The 15349-nt window shown below is 44.3% G+C and carries 17 protein-coding genes and 1 tRNA gene; 2 read left to right on the plus strand and 16 right to left on the minus strand.

Translation table 11 applies throughout. The annotated features are described in order from the left end of the window. Positions 1–19: 19 nt before the first annotated feature. Positions 20–220 carry a cold-shock protein gene (locus KKI13_03340; GenBank protein ID MBU4488084.1) on the plus strand — a complete coding sequence of 67 codons (201 nt, stop codon included), beginning with the start codon at positions 20–22 and terminating at the stop codon, positions 218–220. A 249-nt stretch (positions 221–469) separates the two neighbouring features. On the opposite strand, the gene KKI13_03345 is transcribed toward KKI13_03340, so the two are convergent. From KKI13_03345 to KKI13_03365, 5 genes are all read right to left on the minus strand, one after another. Beyond that, complete coding sequence (locus KKI13_03345) at positions 470–814, minus strand: hypothetical protein (protein MBU4488085.1); 345 nt, start codon at positions 812–814, stop codon at positions 470–472. Between the two features lie 62 nt (positions 815–876). Then, the gene (locus KKI13_03350) at positions 877–2199 is read right to left on the minus strand and encodes a PhoH family protein (protein MBU4488086.1); all 1323 of its coding nucleotides are present in this window, start codon (positions 2197–2199) and stop codon (positions 877–879) included. 13 nt (positions 2200–2212) lie between these two features. Then, entirely contained in the window at positions 2213–2914 is a 702-nt protein-coding gene (locus KKI13_03355; protein MBU4488087.1) for a GGDEF domain-containing protein, read from the minus strand. A 24-nt stretch (positions 2915–2938) separates the two neighbouring features. Beyond that, positions 2939–4450, minus strand: a complete 1512-nt coding sequence (locus tag KKI13_03360) for a glycoside hydrolase family 43 protein (GenBank protein ID MBU4488088.1) — start codon at positions 4448–4450, stop codon at positions 2939–2941. A 79-nt stretch (positions 4451–4529) separates the two neighbouring features. Continuing rightward, positions 4530–4607, minus strand: a tRNA-Glu gene (locus KKI13_03365). Positions 4608–4707: 100 nt separating this feature from the next. On the opposite strand from KKI13_03365, the gene KKI13_03370 reads away from it, so the two are divergent. Beyond that, entirely contained in the window at positions 4708–5097 is a 390-nt protein-coding gene (locus tag KKI13_03370; GenBank protein ID MBU4488089.1) for a hypothetical protein, read from the plus strand. 61 nt (positions 5098–5158) lie between these two features. Here KKI13_03370 and KKI13_03375 read toward each other — a convergent pair whose 3' ends face one another. The 11 genes from KKI13_03375 to KKI13_03425 all read right to left on the minus strand — a co-directional run bounded on the left by KKI13_03375 (position 5159) and on the right by KKI13_03425 (position 15060). After that, positions 5159–6193, minus strand: a complete 1035-nt coding sequence (locus KKI13_03375; GenBank protein MBU4488090.1) for a mechanosensitive ion channel family protein — start codon at positions 6191–6193, stop codon at positions 5159–5161. A 190-nt stretch (positions 6194–6383) separates the two neighbouring features. Beyond that, on the minus strand, positions 6384–6716 hold the full coding sequence (locus tag KKI13_03380) for a hypothetical protein (GenBank protein ID MBU4488091.1): 333 nt from the start codon (positions 6714–6716) through the stop codon (positions 6384–6386). Positions 6717–6962: 246 nt separating this feature from the next. Beyond that, positions 6963–7601 carry a site-2 protease family protein gene (locus KKI13_03385; GenBank protein MBU4488092.1) on the minus strand — a complete coding sequence of 213 codons (639 nt, stop codon included), beginning with the start codon at positions 7599–7601 and terminating at the stop codon, positions 6963–6965. A gap of 129 nt (positions 7602–7730) precedes the next feature. Beyond that, positions 7731–8816, minus strand: a complete 1086-nt coding sequence (locus tag KKI13_03390; GenBank protein MBU4488093.1) for a hypothetical protein — start codon at positions 8814–8816, stop codon at positions 7731–7733. A 34-nt stretch (positions 8817–8850) separates the two neighbouring features. Then, positions 8851–9900, minus strand: a complete 1050-nt coding sequence (locus KKI13_03395) for a DDE-type integrase/transposase/recombinase (protein MBU4488094.1) — start codon at positions 9898–9900, stop codon at positions 8851–8853. A gap of 20 nt (positions 9901–9920) precedes the next feature. Then, the gene (locus KKI13_03400) at positions 9921–10301 is read right to left on the minus strand and encodes a transposase (protein ID MBU4488095.1); all 381 of its coding nucleotides are present in this window, start codon (positions 10299–10301) and stop codon (positions 9921–9923) included. 71 nt (positions 10302–10372) lie between these two features. Next, positions 10373–10828 (minus strand): hypothetical protein, encoded by a 456-nt coding sequence (locus tag KKI13_03405; GenBank protein ID MBU4488096.1) that lies wholly within the window; start codon positions 10826–10828, stop codon positions 10373–10375. 92 nt (positions 10829–10920) lie between these two features. Beyond that, on the minus strand, positions 10921–12201 hold the full coding sequence (locus tag KKI13_03410; protein ID MBU4488097.1) for a lipopolysaccharide biosynthesis protein: 1281 nt from the start codon (positions 12199–12201) through the stop codon (positions 10921–10923). Further along, complete coding sequence (locus KKI13_03415; GenBank protein ID MBU4488098.1) at positions 12198–13160, minus strand: GDP-L-fucose synthase; 963 nt, start codon at positions 13158–13160, stop codon at positions 12198–12200. Before KKI13_03415 ends, KKI13_03410 begins: the two co-directional genes overlap by 4 nt. Positions 13161–13167: 7 nt before the next feature. After that, positions 13168–14142, minus strand: a complete 975-nt coding sequence (locus KKI13_03420; protein MBU4488099.1) for a GDP-mannose 4,6-dehydratase — start codon at positions 14140–14142, stop codon at positions 13168–13170. A 9-nt stretch (positions 14143–14151) separates the two neighbouring features. Then, complete coding sequence (locus KKI13_03425) at positions 14152–15060, minus strand: hypothetical protein (protein ID MBU4488100.1); 909 nt, start codon at positions 15058–15060, stop codon at positions 14152–14154. Between the last annotated feature and the right edge of the window lie 289 nt (positions 15061–15349).

The following is a 15349-nucleotide window of genomic DNA, read 5'->3' on the forward strand; positions in this document are numbered from 1 at the left end:
AAGGGGGGCGAGAAAGATAATGGCGAAGGGAACAGTAAAGTGGTTCAGTAACCAAAAAGGTTATGGTTTTATAACCACAGAAGATGGAAAAGACGTGTTTGTTCATCATACTTCCATCCTGGGAGAAGGTTATAAAAGTCTCAAAGAAGGACAGTCCGTCGAATTTGAAATAGGCCAGGGGCCTAAGGGCGAACACGCTACAAACGTAAAGCCTATGTAAGTATAGACGTGGCTAAGTGACGATATCTATCTTAAGGATATCGCGTCTTTCTCAATAGTATCGGTAGAGAAGAAGGTTACCTCTCATCCGATTTCTCACCTTTAACTTAATCTGTTTGATTCTATTGCAGGTTGAGGTCTTTTTGCTTCTATAATCCGTTTAAATAACAATACCTTGAGGCATATTCAAAAAATAAAACGGGGCACCTTTTTTTTAAGATACCCCGTTTTCTACTATAAAATTATTGGTTTATCTCCAGGGAGACCTGTCTCTTGCCCCGTCTTTCGCTATTTCAGCTTGACGTAATTGGCTAAGATCTGCCTTATAAACTTCCTTTGTCTTCTTAACGTTTTTCCTTGCATCCCATACTGCCTTCACCGCTTCCTGTTTCTCCGCCTTTCCAATGGTCCTGAGCGATTTAATTTGCGCGTCGCTAAGGCTCTTTTTGGCGGCTATATAGGCACCTCTAGCCTGATTGAATTTGGCTTTTGCCATATCAACGGCTTTATTGAGGTCTTTATCAGCGGTGTATCCTGCGGTTATCAATGTGCTTACAAAAAATAACGCCATTAAGAATATGCCGATTTTCTTCATCCTGTTCCCTCCCCTCTCTTTTAAAATAATTATACCCTACGGTCTCGCTATTTGCAAGAAATTTATAGTATATTAGCCGCAAGGGACGCGAGCGCGCTTCGTTCATTCTTGGTCAAAGTCATATGGCCAAACGCCGCCTGCCCTTTCATCCTGTCAACGCAATATGTAAGACCGTTGGAATTTGAATCCAGATATGGATTGTCTATCTGATACGGATCGCCGGTCAGCACCACTTTTGTGCCTGCGCCGGCCCTGCTGATTACAGTCTTTATCTCATGAGGCGTCATATTTTGCGCTTCATCTATTATTATAAACTGATTGGGTATACTGCGGCCCCTCATGTAGGTCAGCGCTTCCAGTTGTATTACTCCGCTCTCCATCAGGTTGTTCAGGCTCTTTTCGTTGGTCCGCCGCTGCATCTTTTTAACGTTTGCGCCGCTTAATATAAATTCCAGATTATCAAATATCGGCTCCATCCAATTTTCCAGTTTTTCCTCCTTGGTGCCGGGTAGATATCCGATATCCCGCCCCAATGGTACGACGGGCCTTGATATCAGTAATTTGGTATACGTCCTGTCATCTATCACTTTCTTCAGCCCTACCGCCAAAGCCAAAAGCGTCTTGCCGGTACCGGCCCTTCCTACGAGCGTTACCAATGTAATGTCGTTATTCAACAATATCTCCTGGGCCATTGTCTGCTCTTTGTTCCGCGGCTTTACTCCATCCAGAGATATCTGGCTGTATATAAGCGGCATAAGGGCATTTGTCTCTTTTTTATAACGCGCCAGCGCCGTCTTTTTGGCGCCGGTGGTACTCTTAAGGAATATAAACTCGTTAGGAAAGAAATCGTTCTTGCCGGCATCCGGCACTTTTCCGCTATAAAATTCTTCTACCTTTTCATTATCAACCAATATCTCCCGCCACCCCGTATATAAGCTATTAAGGTCGACTTTCTGCTTCTCAAAGTCCATGGCATTTAGCCCTATCGCATCGGCCTTAACGCGCGAATTGATATCCTTGGAGACAAATACGACCTCTTTACCTTCATGCTGAAGTATGTAAGCCGTTATAAGTATCTTGTTATCCTTTGTGTCCGGCACAAGGCCGATAAGACTGGCCTTGTCAAAGTCTATTTTGGGAGGTATTACCAACACGCCGCCTTCCTTAAGCTTAACACCGTGGCCCAGGTTTCCCCTGCCCCTAAGGTTGTCCAAGGCTCTTATGGCAAGACGCGCGTTTCTGCCTTTTTCGTCGGTGTCTTTTTTAAATTCGTCCAGCTCCTCTATTACCTCGATCGGCAGCACTACAACATTATCCTCGAAAGAAAAAAGCGCGTCAGGATTATGCAGCAATACATTTGTATCTAAAACAAATACTTTTTCCATTTATGCCCCTTCATTATTGGTGTTTTGTGTGGTTATAATCTGACAAAAATTGGCCTACCTTTTTATTGTGATACATTTCCCTGTCGGCTTCTTCTATCCAGTGCGCTTCGTTTTTCATCGAATCTTTTATCTCCGAAAGGCCGATAGTCAGCGAGATCTCCCCGTATGTTTCTTTCTTTAGCCGGCTTTGCAGGCGATGGGCAAGCGTCTCCGCCGATTTTTTGTCCGAAAATTCCATCAATACCGCAAACTCGTCGCCGCCTATCCTGAATGGCCAGTCGACAAATTTTCTCGTGCTCCGCAGCAGTATATCGCCCATTAATTCCAGGATTCTATTGCCCTCCATATGGCCGTGAGTGTCATTATATTTTTTAAAGCCGTCCAGGTCCATAAATAAAAGCGTAGATTTTATCTTCGTGCGCTTGCTCGCTATAAAAACCCATTTTATCTTTTCAGAAAAAACGCGCATATTATAGACGCCTGTAAGATGATCTGTTACAAGAAGGTTTTCAACGTCTTTATAATGTTCGTATATAAGAAACATCACGAGGGCCCCCAGGAGCAATGCTATACAGGAGGCTGTAATTTCGTTCAGGAATTGAAGAGGTGTATTCGGCCAATGCCCTGTTTCGGCGTAGTCCGAAAGCCAGGGTACGATCGCCAATATAATAATCACTATAGCAGTAAAAGAAAGGATGTGCGCGATCTTCGACATATGTGGCTCTTTTCTTTTTTTTCGTTAACCGCCGTCCATCGGAAGATATTCAAACCAGTCAAAATAAGCCGGTGATTTGCTTTTTTTACCGTTACCGGTTGCGTACATGGCGAAAAATACGCCTGTCCAGCCTCCCGCTACTTCACTTGAAAGATACCTTGTCTCGCCCTCGGCCAATACTGAATTGCCGGAATCTTTATGTAAATAAAAGAATTGATACAAATCCTTGTTCGCGGACAAACCAAGCGTTACGGCCCCTTCACCAATCTTTTCGGATGCCACAATGGCTGAAAGCCCGCCGATTCTTTTGCGTACGATGACCCGCCGCTCCTTCGCAAGCCGTGTCACGGCTATTTCGTAGTGATGGCGCTCGTTCATGAAGACGGTAAGGCCGGCTTCTTCATTTTCGTTCTCGGGAGAGAAAGAGAGACTCGCCTGCACGCGGCAGTTAAAATGCCTTTGCCTGCGCCCGATAAAAGCCGGTGAATCAAAATCGTCAAGCGTGACGGCAGAACCTGTAAGTCTGATAAATCCGGGACGTTCACTCAAAGGCCAGTCTTCCTCTTTCGGATTTCTCAAGAAATTCCAATCAATGCCAAGAGATTTGCTGTCAAAATCGTCGCGTGTTTCAATACTTTTCTGTGGATCGAGCGGCAGACAATCGGTTTCCATCTCCAAATAGACGCGGCCGTTATCGCCAACTACGGGCCACCCGTCTTTGTCCCACTTTACCGGCGCAAGGTATACTTCTCTACCTATATGATGACACGGCGGATGGCCATTAGTCCTCACTCCTAAAAATACCATCCACCATGTCCCGTTATGGGCCTCTACCAAATCTCCGTGTCCGGTACATTGTATAGGTTCGACTGAACTTCTATGAGTAAGTATGGGGTTCCGCAGGCAGCTTTCGAAGGGACCCCACGGGCTTTTACTCCTCGCGATAGTTTCCATGTGGCCGAATTCCGTGCCGCCCTCGGCTATCATAAGATAATATGTACCGTTTATCTTATAAAGATGCGGACCTTCGGGATAACTGCCGCTGGTCCCGCGCCATATCTCTTGCGTATCGATCAGCTGCTTTCCGGTCTTAATATCAATGGTGCTTTGGACAATACAGTTAACGCCCGTACTCGCGAAGTATACGGAGCCATCATCGTCGAAAAAAAGTGACGGATCGATGCCTCCCTGATCCAGCCAAACGGGTTCTGACCAGTCTCCGGCGGGATCTTTTGAATAAACAAAAAAGTTCCTCCAGCCGTTCGCGTTTGTAGTCACCATATAAAAAGTCCCGTTATGATGCCGTATGGTAGGGGCAAATATACCGCTGGAACTCCTCGCTTTTTCAAGTGGAAGCTGGCTCTTACGCGTGAGGCAATAACCTATCTGGCGCCAGTTGATAAGGTCTTTACTGTGAAATATCGGCACTCCGGGGAAATATTCGAACGAGCTTGTTACCAGATAGTAATCTTCGCCGACGCGGCAGACGCTCGGATCAGGGTAAAAGCCCGATATGACAGGATTTTTATATTTCATAATAGCGTGGTGGTTCGACGCGCTTCGCTTGCTCACCACCATCCTGAGCAAGGTCGCCTTTGGCGACCGCGTCGAAGGATGGTACCCCCACGGGGATTCGAACCCCGGTCTTCAGCCTGAGAAGCTGACGTCCTAGGCCGGGCTAGACGATAGGGGCATTTTTATTTAGAGGTATTATATATTATCTCTCCCGCATCTGCAATATAATTCAACGGCTCTATTGCTTTTTCGGGTAACTATGTTATACTATTGACAATATGATATTGATAAATTCGTTTCTTATAAAAAAGAGTATAATATCGCAGTCGGGTTTCCATCCTATATCAAGCTTCATTCACACTATTGTGCTGCCTAAATCCTCATATCCTTTAAGCGCCTTTGCGCTCAGCAATTACATGTTAGTCCAATTCTGGTATCGCGATGAAAAAGAGCATAGCATAAAAGTAACTATAGATAATCAGAATGGAACAGACGAAAAAGAGGCGACGTCTTACATCCTGCCCCCGCAGGATGAGGACGAGAAGGTGTATCAGGAAACATTTATCCTGCCAAAGATAGTCGTCTCGGAACCTCAAACAGTATGGATCTCCACTTATTGCGACGGCAATAAGGTGCAGGGCTATCCGATAGAATTTTTATATAGGTAACCTGCCGGAAGGCACGCCTTTTACTTCTTCTACCTCACAAAACAACCCAAGGCCGTCAATATCACGTCTCTTTTTCCATCTCCACCCGCACCCGAGGCAGGAATTGAGGAAATTTTTTCTGCAAAAACACTAAAAGTTTTTCTCTGACTTCGCAGCGCAAGTTCCAGGATGAAGGCGAATCCGCGGCGCTCATAAGGGCGCGCAGTTCGATCGTCCGCTCTGTTATGTTTGTGACCTGTAAGACATTAACCTTTTTGTCCCAGTAATGGCTTTCGCTGAGAATGCGGGTCAATTCATCGCGCACTTCCTGTACGGGCATTGCATAATCAACATACAGATAAATATATCCGAGTAGATCCGCGGAAATTCTTGTCCAATTTTGGAAAGGCTTTTCGATAAAGTATGAGATGGGAACAACTAAGCGCCTTAAATCCCATATGCGGACTACTACGTAGGTAAGCGTAATTTCCTCTATCCATCCCCATTCGCCTTCCACTATAACTACGTCATCGATGCGAATAGGTTGAGCAATGGCAATCTGAATACCGGCCAAAAGACTGCCCAGCGTCTTTTGCGCCGCGAAACCGATTATTATGCCGATTACCCCCGCAGAGGCCAAAAGACTCACGCCAATATGACGTATCTTGTCAAACGTCATCATCATAATAGAAACTGTCAGAATAGCGATGGCGACATTGATTATATCGCCAATAACCCGTATTTGGGTATATACCGCCCTTGCCTGGAGATTATCCCGCTCATCCATCTTATAACGGCTGAGGATAACATCGCGGACAATGTAAGTGGCCTTTATAATAAACCATCCTACGGAAGCGATAACCCACAATTGCAGAATATGGATAACATATATTTTTATATCTTCCGGAAAATGCATCATAGGCAGCATAGAAAGAAGGCAGGCGGCAGGAATTAAAGAAGAAACTGGGCCGATCAAGTACCTAAATCCAAGCAATCTCTTCCAGGAATCTGCCGGGCCCCGGAATTTCTTAATAATAAACGATAAGATAAAACGAATGATAACACCGGTAAAAGCCGCCGTAGCGATTAATATTATTGAAAAATAAATATCTTTCATGGATATCGTCTAGCTCCTTTCATTGCTGCCGCATATAACCGGGCGTATGTGGCGGATCTTGTTCGGCTGGCAGGGATGGGAAGCCCCAGGATCCCGGCACCAACAAGATTGCCCGTAATAAAAAACGCTACCGATATTATGGGGAAGGTGTTTGATTTTTTATTCAACTTTGGTTTTTTCTTCTAGGAAATTAACGGTTACGGCGTACAGCATAGGCGAAAGGTAAAAAATACGCTCTCCACAATGCGTCACTGGATTTGAATTGGTTTTTTTCGAGAAAAAAATCTACGATGGCTTCCCGAACGCGAGTAAGCTCTTTGAGGCGAGATGGGCTTGTAATGTTATCTAGAGACAAATCTATAAGTTCAAGAGCGCGTTCAACCGCCTTTTGGCTATATGCGCTATTGTGCTTTGCCTGCCAGTTCAAAGCGCGTTCTACTTCGCTTCCTATATTCGCCATTTGCTCTAAGAACGGCATATTATTCCAGCGCCCTGAGGCAAGATCTTTGTGTTGATAATTCACCTCTTAATCCTCCTGAGCGCAATTTCAACTATTTTCTTGCGTATTCCCTCGTCGTCTACCCCCCGACTCCTGTTACCCTGACGCAATAAGCTCCCTATCGACATCAACAACTGCTTTTACCATATTGCCAAATGTATCAGCGGCTATTTTTTTGAGTTCGTCGATCTTTAGAATTTCCGTTATTATTTTCATATTTTGATTATATCTCAAATAAAAACGCCTTGCAATATATTTCGTTGCAAAGCGTTATGGGGCCATCCCAAAACTAAATAGTATTCCGATTAATCCAAGAATGATGTTTTGAACAAATGTAATTACCGGACTCAAAATTCCAGTCCAAAGCAAGATAACAATTATAAAAAAACCATACGGTTCGAGTCTGGCAAGCTTATACTTGGCATCATAAGGCAGAAATTCCATAAGAACGCGGGATCCGTCCAGGGGCGGTATAGGTATCAGATTAAAAGATCCCAGTATAATGTTTATTCTTGCTGTAATGAGAAGCACCGGCGCAAAAAAATAATTTGTGCGAAAAGTGTAAAAATGCAGCAAAAATAACGCAATTGTTGCAATAAGTATATTTGTTACGCACCCCGCCAAAGAAACAGCAATAATAGCTCTACGGGAACTACCCAGGTTTCTATAGTCTACGGGCACTGGCTTTGCCCATCCAAACCCTATAAAAAAAAGAGCAAGTGTCCCCATTGGATCAAGATGAGATTTGGGGTTGAGCGATAATCTACCGGAGCGTTTCGCCGTATCATCACCAAACAGTGAGGCAACCCAACCATGCGCCATCTCGTGAGCGATAATCGAATAAAGAAGCAACGGAATTAATAGAAAAAACGCTATTGGTTCTCTAAGTAAAAGTGATAATAATCCCATATGATGTCACTTTCTAGGACGGCACCGTATTCTCTTTACGCCCCCTTCTTCACTTTTATTATATTCCAAAACAAAACCCCACGCAAGTATTTTACTCGCATAGGGTTATGTTTTACTGTTTTTTACTGCTTAAGGTATACTTATCGAATCGCTTGTTTCAACATTTAATGCCGAATCATAAATCCATCCGGACAACTCTATATTTGTAACTGTGAACGTAAATTGCGCGCCGCTCTGTGGACTTTTGACCTTGTCCGAGCTGAGTACCACAGCCCCTTCCACATTGGCTATGCCAGAGTCGGTATCCCCGGTCAATCCGCTCCATGAACCATAGACGGTCGCTCCGTTTACTGGTTGATCGTTTTCGTCATAAACAGTAATGGTTGCTTGCGCTTTCACATACGTCGTCCGCCGGACGGTGGTATATTCCAAATTCATGGATATATCCTGGATATGCATCTTCGGCTCTGAACTGTCCTCGTACCAGCGCGACTTTAATCCATTGTAGGCTGCACGTGTGGTAACAGTATCCGGATTCGTCCCGTCATCGGAAACTGCGACTACACCATACCACTCTTCGTTTGAATATTCATCCGGATGTCCGGTCATTTCGTACATATACGGGAAACCGCCGTAGTCGTGAGCGGAGTTACTGCCACCGCTTGTCTTCCACCATTCATCCGAATATGCAAATACTGTGCCTCCGGAACATACGTCACCTCTTGCGGCAATCTCATCCCATAGCGCAACATCTAATTGTTCCTGAGATGCCTCGTCGAGATAGCCATCCGCCGGATCACCGTATTTATCATTTGTATGCCAGGCGTCAACCCCGAATTCGGAGACCCAGAAAGCCTTATTGCTCCTACTGGCGAAATCGTCGAACATATCGCCGAAGGTTATGCCTTCATAGACGTTTCCGCCCCATACATCGAGATAATTCATATCCTTATCGGTTGTTAGAAAGTTGCTATCGCCGATATGGAATATGTTCATGAGTACCGCCGTCACCGGGTGGTAGGCATCTCCTTCCTCCATATAAGCGGCTTCAGCCAGTTCATTAAGAAGCGTGTAATACTCGTAGTCACATCCGGCATAGGCCGCTTCCGTCTCATTTCCGGGAGACCACATAAGAACAGCCGGATGGTTCTTATATGTGCTTACATAATTTCGAAAGTCGGTCTTTATCCAATCTCTGACGCCGGGATCGCTCAAATCGCTGTGGCCATCAATGTAGTAGTGTATATCTTCAGACCTTTTTGGACACTTCGGCGTTATTTAAGTTTGCGACTTGATACTGCTCTGGGTCATTGTTTTGGTTAATATTTCTACCTTCCAGATTATACCTCTTCCTGCGTTCAAGCGTCAATCGTTTCTTCTCAGCACGTCTTTTTAATATCTTCTCCTTTCTGCCGGCATAGACATCATTCGGCGATACGTTATCAAGCGATTCATGGGGCGTAGAATTATAGATAGGAATGGCCTCATCAACCGCTCGCCTCAGCTCCTCCGGTGAACAGTAGACCACAAGACACAGCTTATCTTTAATACGCCTGTTGAACCGCTCGATCTTGCCACGTCCTTGCGGATGATAGGGCGTGCCGAAGATATGCTTTATACCGTGAGCCGATAGATAATCGTCCATTATGACGGAGGTAAAGCCAGGACCGTTATCGGTATAAATATGCGGCATATTATTCTTGTCTACGAGATGGCCTTCACGCTTCGCGTTTTCAATAGCTATCTCCACCACATCAGCGAAGCTAAAGGCTGTCTCATCAGGCCTTACGTCATAGCCTATGATCTTGCGGGAGTAGTCATCTTCTACCGGTATAAGCTTATAATATCCCCAGCCTACTACAAAGATATTGGTGGCGTCAGACTGCCAGAGCTCATCAGGCCTTGTCATCTTATGCTTCCATTCCTTGGCCGCCGGTAGCTCCGCCATTGGCCTTGGAGCGATGAGGTTATTATCTTTCAGGATCCTATATACGGTAGATTCCGATATCGAGAAGTCTTCCTCGTCGGTAATCTTGATGGCTAGGAGTCTTGAAGATAGCTCCGGATGAAGGCGGGCTATCTCAAGGACTCGAGATACTTCTTTCTCGGCAAGCCTATTCCAGACACGCTTCGCCTGAGGCTTTGTCTTGGCAAGGCCTGGCAGACCATCCTCATCGTAAGTTCTTCGCCACTTGTAGTAGGTGGAGCGAGGAATATTCAGATCCTCAAGGACTTTAGCCCTATGTCCTTCCTTGAGCTCCACCTTTTTTATGAGATCCTCTCTCTGATACTCATCCATATATCTATGCCAGCCTTCCTTTACGCATTCAGACTTTTTTTAAGAAGCTGGTTCTCAAGGGCGGATTCGCCTATAAGTTCCTTCAATCGTGAATTCTCATCGCGTAGATGCTTTACCTCGCTTGTTGTGGCATCTCTTAGGCCATCGCCTTTTAAGCGCGCCTTGCCGGCCTCCATGAAGTTTTTAAGCCATGAATAGTATATGGCTGTTGATATATTCTCGCGCCTGCAGAGGTCTGATGTGGGCAGCTCTTTACGGAAGCCTTCCAGGACTATCCTGATCTTGTCTTCAGTGGATACACGCTTGCGGGTTTTATACTTTACTTCGCGGATTAGCTTCGCGGCAGAGCCGGGAGTAGCGGTTACTTCATCTTTTTCTAATACAAGGGTGGGTTCTTTCATTTTGGTCCTTTCTCGCGGGTTATAATGGGTACCATTATAACCCATCTTATCCACCCAGACCAATATCAAATCTACAAACCTAAAAAGAACCTATTGTGTCCACTAGTTGCTAAAGTTGCACAAATTGTATGACGCATTAGTGGTGAAGCGCCAGCCCAGCCCTTCAGTAAAGATGCCCCAGTACCTGCTCCATATAGGTTATCTAAACCGGGTTTACTGGCTAAGCCAATTGGATAAACCTCTACATCATTCCAGCCATTCGCGCAGAGATTGGCATACAGATAATCCATATTTGGCATGAATGGTTCAACAGCAATAGTATAAATTCCTTTTGACCGAGCCAAACAGGTGTAAAATCCGACATTCGCTCCAATATCAACCATGACATCTATATCTTTGAGAATATTTCTGACAAGCTCTGCTTCCATCGGTTCAAAAGTTCCTTGTGCCATGGCTATGTTTCCGGCAAATTTGAAACCCCACGGTGTCACGACTGGCTCTTCCATTACATGCAGTTGATCACGCATACTCCGATACGTGGCGGCTATACGAGGAAATCGGTCTACGAAAGGCCTCATTAATGAGCCTATCCGTTTTAATGAAAACACTTGTCATCCTTTCAGTTGTATTTTGAAAGTGCTGCCATCCAAATAAAATAAACCGCAGAAAAGAAAACACCAGCAATGACAATACCCGTAATGCCGTACCAATACGCACCGGCAAAGTTAAATATAACGCCCAATAGAGCTGTAATGATTTTTGCTGTCATAATTACACGTGTTTTCATTTGGCTCTGCAGGTTAAGCGTTATGGCTTGACCAGCTGCAAATACTCCGCCGGCAAGAAACATCCACGGCAATAGATAAGATATGGATGCGTATTCTTTAGCCGCAAAAATCCTGAATATCTGCGCGTGAAACAGAAACGCTGCCAAAAAGGTAATGAATGTCGCCCCCAAAGTAAAACCGGTTAGACGCCAACTTAGGCTATTTACATTAGTGTTTCGTCGGTTATCGTTTGCGCTACCGGCCTGCTGATAAAAAATGGGGGTTAAAAACTGCATTGCCATTCCGGCGGCCATTGATATCGGGTAATACCCCAACTGAAAAAGCACGCCATACAGACCCACATTTTGCGTAGTAGAGAAAAAATTCAGTGCCCAGCGATCGGAAGATAGCTGGATCCAGGTAAAAATTCCCCATGTGGCAAACGGCCACGAGTACTTCCATATCTCGGCCGACCAATTTCTTTCTTTATCTGCTACGGATATATATTTGGGAACGACTTTGCGAAAAAATACATACTGAGAACAAAGCAGCAGCATAGCTGCCATGGCATAGCCAACCATCGCCATAGTACTAGTGGCACCCAAAAAAATCATCAAACCTGCGGCGACTAGAAACCGCACCCAGGGATCTATTCCCTGATGAAGTGCAACGATAGACCGTTGACGTGCAGCGTTCTGGACACCGCTAAGAATCGAGTTGTAGCCGCTAAGGATAGCAAAAATAAGAGCTACGGTTGTAATAGCGATCCATTCCGTTCGCCCAGCAATCAGTAGGCCGGCGGCCATAAGCAGGAGTATGAGAATAACAACCCCAGTTGCCGATAATACCAGTCGGAGTACCGCATTCAAATAGCCGTCAAAATCTCTCTTTTCCACTGCCGGCGCATAGAAGCGGGTTACACCGTTGCCCAGCGGTCCGAACACGGCCTGATTAATTAGTGTGGCTACGGTCATACCCAGGACTAGTTCACCATACGCCGTAGGATCCAGCAGGCCTGTCAATATCCGCACGCCGATTAGGGAGCCGATCACTGCTGTTGCTTGGCCAAAGACAACCCATAAACCTTCTTTTGAGAGCCGGTGCAAGCGTTCGGAACGGAGAAAGGATTTCATTGCGGCAAAATCTTCATCGGCAACTGCGCCTGTTTAATATACCATTCGATGGCCTTCTTAAGGCCGTTTTTAAATTTTGTCTTAGCTTTAAATCCGAATTCTCTGTGCGCTTTTGTAATATCCAGGCATCTTTTAGGCTGGCCGTCAGGCTTAGTCTTATCCCAGATAATTCTACCTTTGAAACCGGTAAGCTTGGCGATAAGCTTAGCTAAATTTTTTATGGATATTTCAAAACCGGCGCCGATATTGACAGGTTCGGACTTATTATATTTTTCGGTAGCTAAAATGATGGCCTCTGCTGCATCCTCAACATAAAGGAATTCCCGCGTAGCCCTGCCTGTGCCCCATACGGTTATATGGCTATCTCCGCTGTTCTTCGCGTCCATGCATTTTTTAATCAACGCCGGGATAACATGAGATGAACCGGGATCAAAATTATCTCCCGGGCCATATAGATTAACCGGCATTAAAAAAATAGAATTAAAACCATATTGCTCGCGATATGCCTGAGACTGGACTGAAAGCATTTTTTTGGCTAAGCCGTAAGGAGCATTGGTTTCTTCAGGATAGCCGTTCCAAAGGTTTTCTTCTTTAAAGGGAACAGGCGTAAATTTCGGATAGCAGCAAATAGTTCCCAAGGCAATAAATTTTTCTATGTTTCTCTGTCGGCCGATTTCCATCATCTGCGCACCCATCATCAGATTATCATAGAAAAATTTACCGGAATTTTCCATATTAGCGCCGATACCGCCGACTTTTGCCGCTAAATGTATAACAATATCAGGGTTAGCGTCTTTATAAACACTTTTAACCGACTCCATTTGAACCAGGTCATACTCTTTACTGGTTGGAATAAAAATATTTCTACAGCCGCGTTCCCGAAGCTTCTTTACCACAAAAGATCCCAGAAAACCATTACCGCCGGTTACAAGAATACGTTTTCTTTTCAGGTTAATCATGGTTTTATCATACCGATTTAGATATTCTTAGGTCTTCGTCTACCATCATTTTGACAAGTTTATTGAACTCGACTTTTGGCTTCCAGCCTAAAATTCTCTTGGCCTTATTATAATCGCCGCATAGGATATTGACTTCGGCCGGACGGAACAGGTTATTATCCCGTGTTATGTATTTTTCCCAATCTAAGCCGACATAACTAAAAGCTGCTTCCACGAATTGTTTGACTGAATATGTTTTGCCGGTCGCAATAACATAATCATCCGGCGCATCTTGCTGAAGCATCATCCACATAGCTTCAACATAATCGCCCGCGAACCCCCAGTCTCTTTTTGCATCCAGATTGCCCAGCTGTATCTCTTTTGCAAGCCCCAATTTAATTTTTGCGACGCCATTCGTAATTTTTCTGGTTACGAATTCAAACCCGCGCCGGGGCGACTCGTGGTTAAAAAGGATACCGTTACAGGCGAATAAACCGTAGGCCTCTCTGTAATTTCTGGTTAAGTCAAAACCGGCAACTTTGGAAATGCCGTACGGAGAACGCGGATGGAACCTTGTTTTCTCATTCTGCGGCACCTCCTGAGCAGAACCGAACATCTCGCTTGAGCCGGCAAAATAAAACTTGCAACCTGATGTTTTATTCTTAATCGCGGATAATACAAAATGAGTGCCGTTGATATTGGTGTTAATAGTTGAGAACTCATCTTCGAAAGAATAACTTACGAAACTTTGAGCGGCCAAATGATAAACTTCATCCGGACGCACTTTATCCACAACGTTGAATATGCTCGCATAACTTTCCAGAGATGCAGGGTGCAAAATAAGCCTGTCCTTAATATGCTTTATTCGCCAAAATCTATGCTCCGGATCTTCCAGCGCAACGCGGCGTATTATGCCGTGCACCTCGTACCCCTTGGAAAGCAAAAATTCCGCTAAATAGGACCCGTCTTGGCCTGTAATACCGGTTATGATGGCTTTTTTCATAAATTTACCTTAGGTTGGCCTTGTTTTTTCTAAAAACTCCGTGAAAAATGCTGAAAGCGTACCGGCCATTAGACCCAATATGCCCGCTAAAACAATATTTTTCTTTTTGTTTGGGCCCGTTGCCTTTAGTGAAGCCCGTGGCTTCTGAATTAACTTGATACCGTGGATATTTTCTTTATTTCTTTTCAGCCGTTCGATTTCTATGCCGAATTCGGTAATTTCATTTTGACGACTTTTGATACCATTTGCTGTGTCGTTTTTTCTAATCTTGATATCCGCTAATTGATTATTAAGCCGATCGAAGCAGCTGATATTCTGCTGTATGACATCTAAGTATAGTAGAGTTCCGGGGTCATCCGCTTGAACTTTCTTTTCGAGCAATATATCTCTTTTGGCGAGCAGTTGTTCAGTATTAATCTTGATACTCATAATTTCGCTAATCACTTCTTTTGCTCGAATTTCGAATATTTTAAAATTCTCTTCGTTCAGTTTTATCGAATCGTTTTTTTTCTTGATCTGGTTAGAAATAAGAGTTATTCGATTATCTATGTCGCCCTTTCTTGTTTCTGTACTATCTTTATAAAAATCGGCCATTTCATTAAAAAACTGATTTAAAATCTTTGTACCCAGTTCTTTCTTGTCCTCCGGTTCGTCAATGTTAAGTTTTAACAATGTTAAATCCCGGGGCTGGGAAACTTTTAATCCAATTCCGGCTTTTTGCGAATCCAATTTTAATACATTGACTACGTTCAAGTTAAAAACACCGTCTTCGATTTTTGCCTTGATGATATCCGGCCGCACTACAAATATGGGGGTACCGGAATCATCGACTCCTATAGTGGGCAGTTCGACAACCATCGAGACCTCATAGACTTTTGGCGTGCTGAAACTTATTATTGCGGTAACGATTACAGACATAAAAAAACGGCAAGAATCAATTTCTTCCGTTTTATTATCACATCCAGGTATTCACGCAAATTCATTTCCTGTTCCAATTCCGGATCTTGGCTCACCATATCATTTCTCTCCTCTTCCTTGAGAACATTAAGAAGTTATCTCGCCGCATTGAAAGGATGTTATTATACCATTAACGTACCGTATGGGCAACTGATTTTCGTTTTGGGGTTACCCCCAAATATAAAAGGCATTTTTCAGGCCTGAACCACGAAAAATGCCTTTTATATTTACTAACGTTATTTTTAATCGT

The sequence above is a fragment of the Candidatus Omnitrophota bacterium genome, from assembly GCA_018894435.1.
In the GTDB taxonomy this organism is placed as follows: Bacteria; Omnitrophota; Gorgyraeia; order JAHIPI01; family JAHIPI01; genus JAHIPI01.

What these genes read in the sequence shown, in the direction of transcription:
- KKI13_03340 (MBU4488084.1), top strand. Translation starts at nt 20, where the DNA reads ATGGCGAAGGGAACAGTAAAGTGGTTCAGTAACCAAAAAGGTTATGGT.
- KKI13_03345 (MBU4488085.1), bottom strand. Translation starts at nt 814, where the DNA reads ATGAAGAAAATCGGCATATTCTTAATGGCGTTATTTTTTGTAAGCACA.
- KKI13_03350 (MBU4488086.1), bottom strand. Translation starts at nt 2,199, where the DNA reads ATGGAAAAAGTATTTGTTTTAGATACAAATGTATTGCTGCATAATCCT.
- KKI13_03355 (MBU4488087.1), bottom strand. Translation starts at nt 2,914, where the DNA reads ATGTCGAAGATCGCGCACATCCTTTCTTTTACTGCTATAGTGATTATT.
- KKI13_03360 (MBU4488088.1), bottom strand. Translation starts at nt 4,450, where the DNA reads ATGAAATATAAAAATCCTGTCATATCGGGCTTTTACCCTGATCCGAGC.
- KKI13_03370 (MBU4488089.1), top strand. Translation starts at nt 4,708, where the DNA reads ATGATATTGATAAATTCGTTTCTTATAAAAAAGAGTATAATATCGCAG.
- KKI13_03375 (MBU4488090.1), bottom strand. Translation starts at nt 6,193, where the DNA reads ATGAAAGATATTTATTTTTCAATAATATTAATCGCTACGGCGGCTTTT.
- KKI13_03385 (MBU4488092.1), bottom strand. Translation starts at nt 7,601, where the DNA reads ATGGGATTATTATCACTTTTACTTAGAGAACCAATAGCGTTTTTTCTA.
- KKI13_03395 (MBU4488094.1), bottom strand. Translation starts at nt 9,900, where the DNA reads ATGGATGAGTATCAGAGAGAGGATCTCATAAAAAAGGTGGAGCTCAAG.
- KKI13_03400 (MBU4488095.1), bottom strand. Translation starts at nt 10,301, where the DNA reads ATGAAAGAACCCACCCTTGTATTAGAAAAAGATGAAGTAACCGCTACT.
- KKI13_03405 (MBU4488096.1), bottom strand. Translation starts at nt 10,828, where the DNA reads ATGCGTGATCAACTGCATGTAATGGAAGAGCCAGTCGTGACACCGTGG.
- KKI13_03410 (MBU4488097.1), bottom strand. Translation starts at nt 12,201, where the DNA reads ATGAAATCCTTTCTCCGTTCCGAACGCTTGCACCGGCTCTCAAAAGAA.
- KKI13_03415 (MBU4488098.1), bottom strand. Translation starts at nt 13,160, where the DNA reads ATGATTAACCTGAAAAGAAAACGTATTCTTGTAACCGGCGGTAATGGT.
- KKI13_03420 (MBU4488099.1), bottom strand. Translation starts at nt 14,142, where the DNA reads ATGAAAAAAGCCATCATAACCGGTATTACAGGCCAAGACGGGTCCTAT.
- KKI13_03425 (MBU4488100.1), bottom strand. Translation starts at nt 15,060, where the DNA reads ATGTCTGTAATCGTTACCGCAATAATAAGTTTCAGCACGCCAAAAGTC.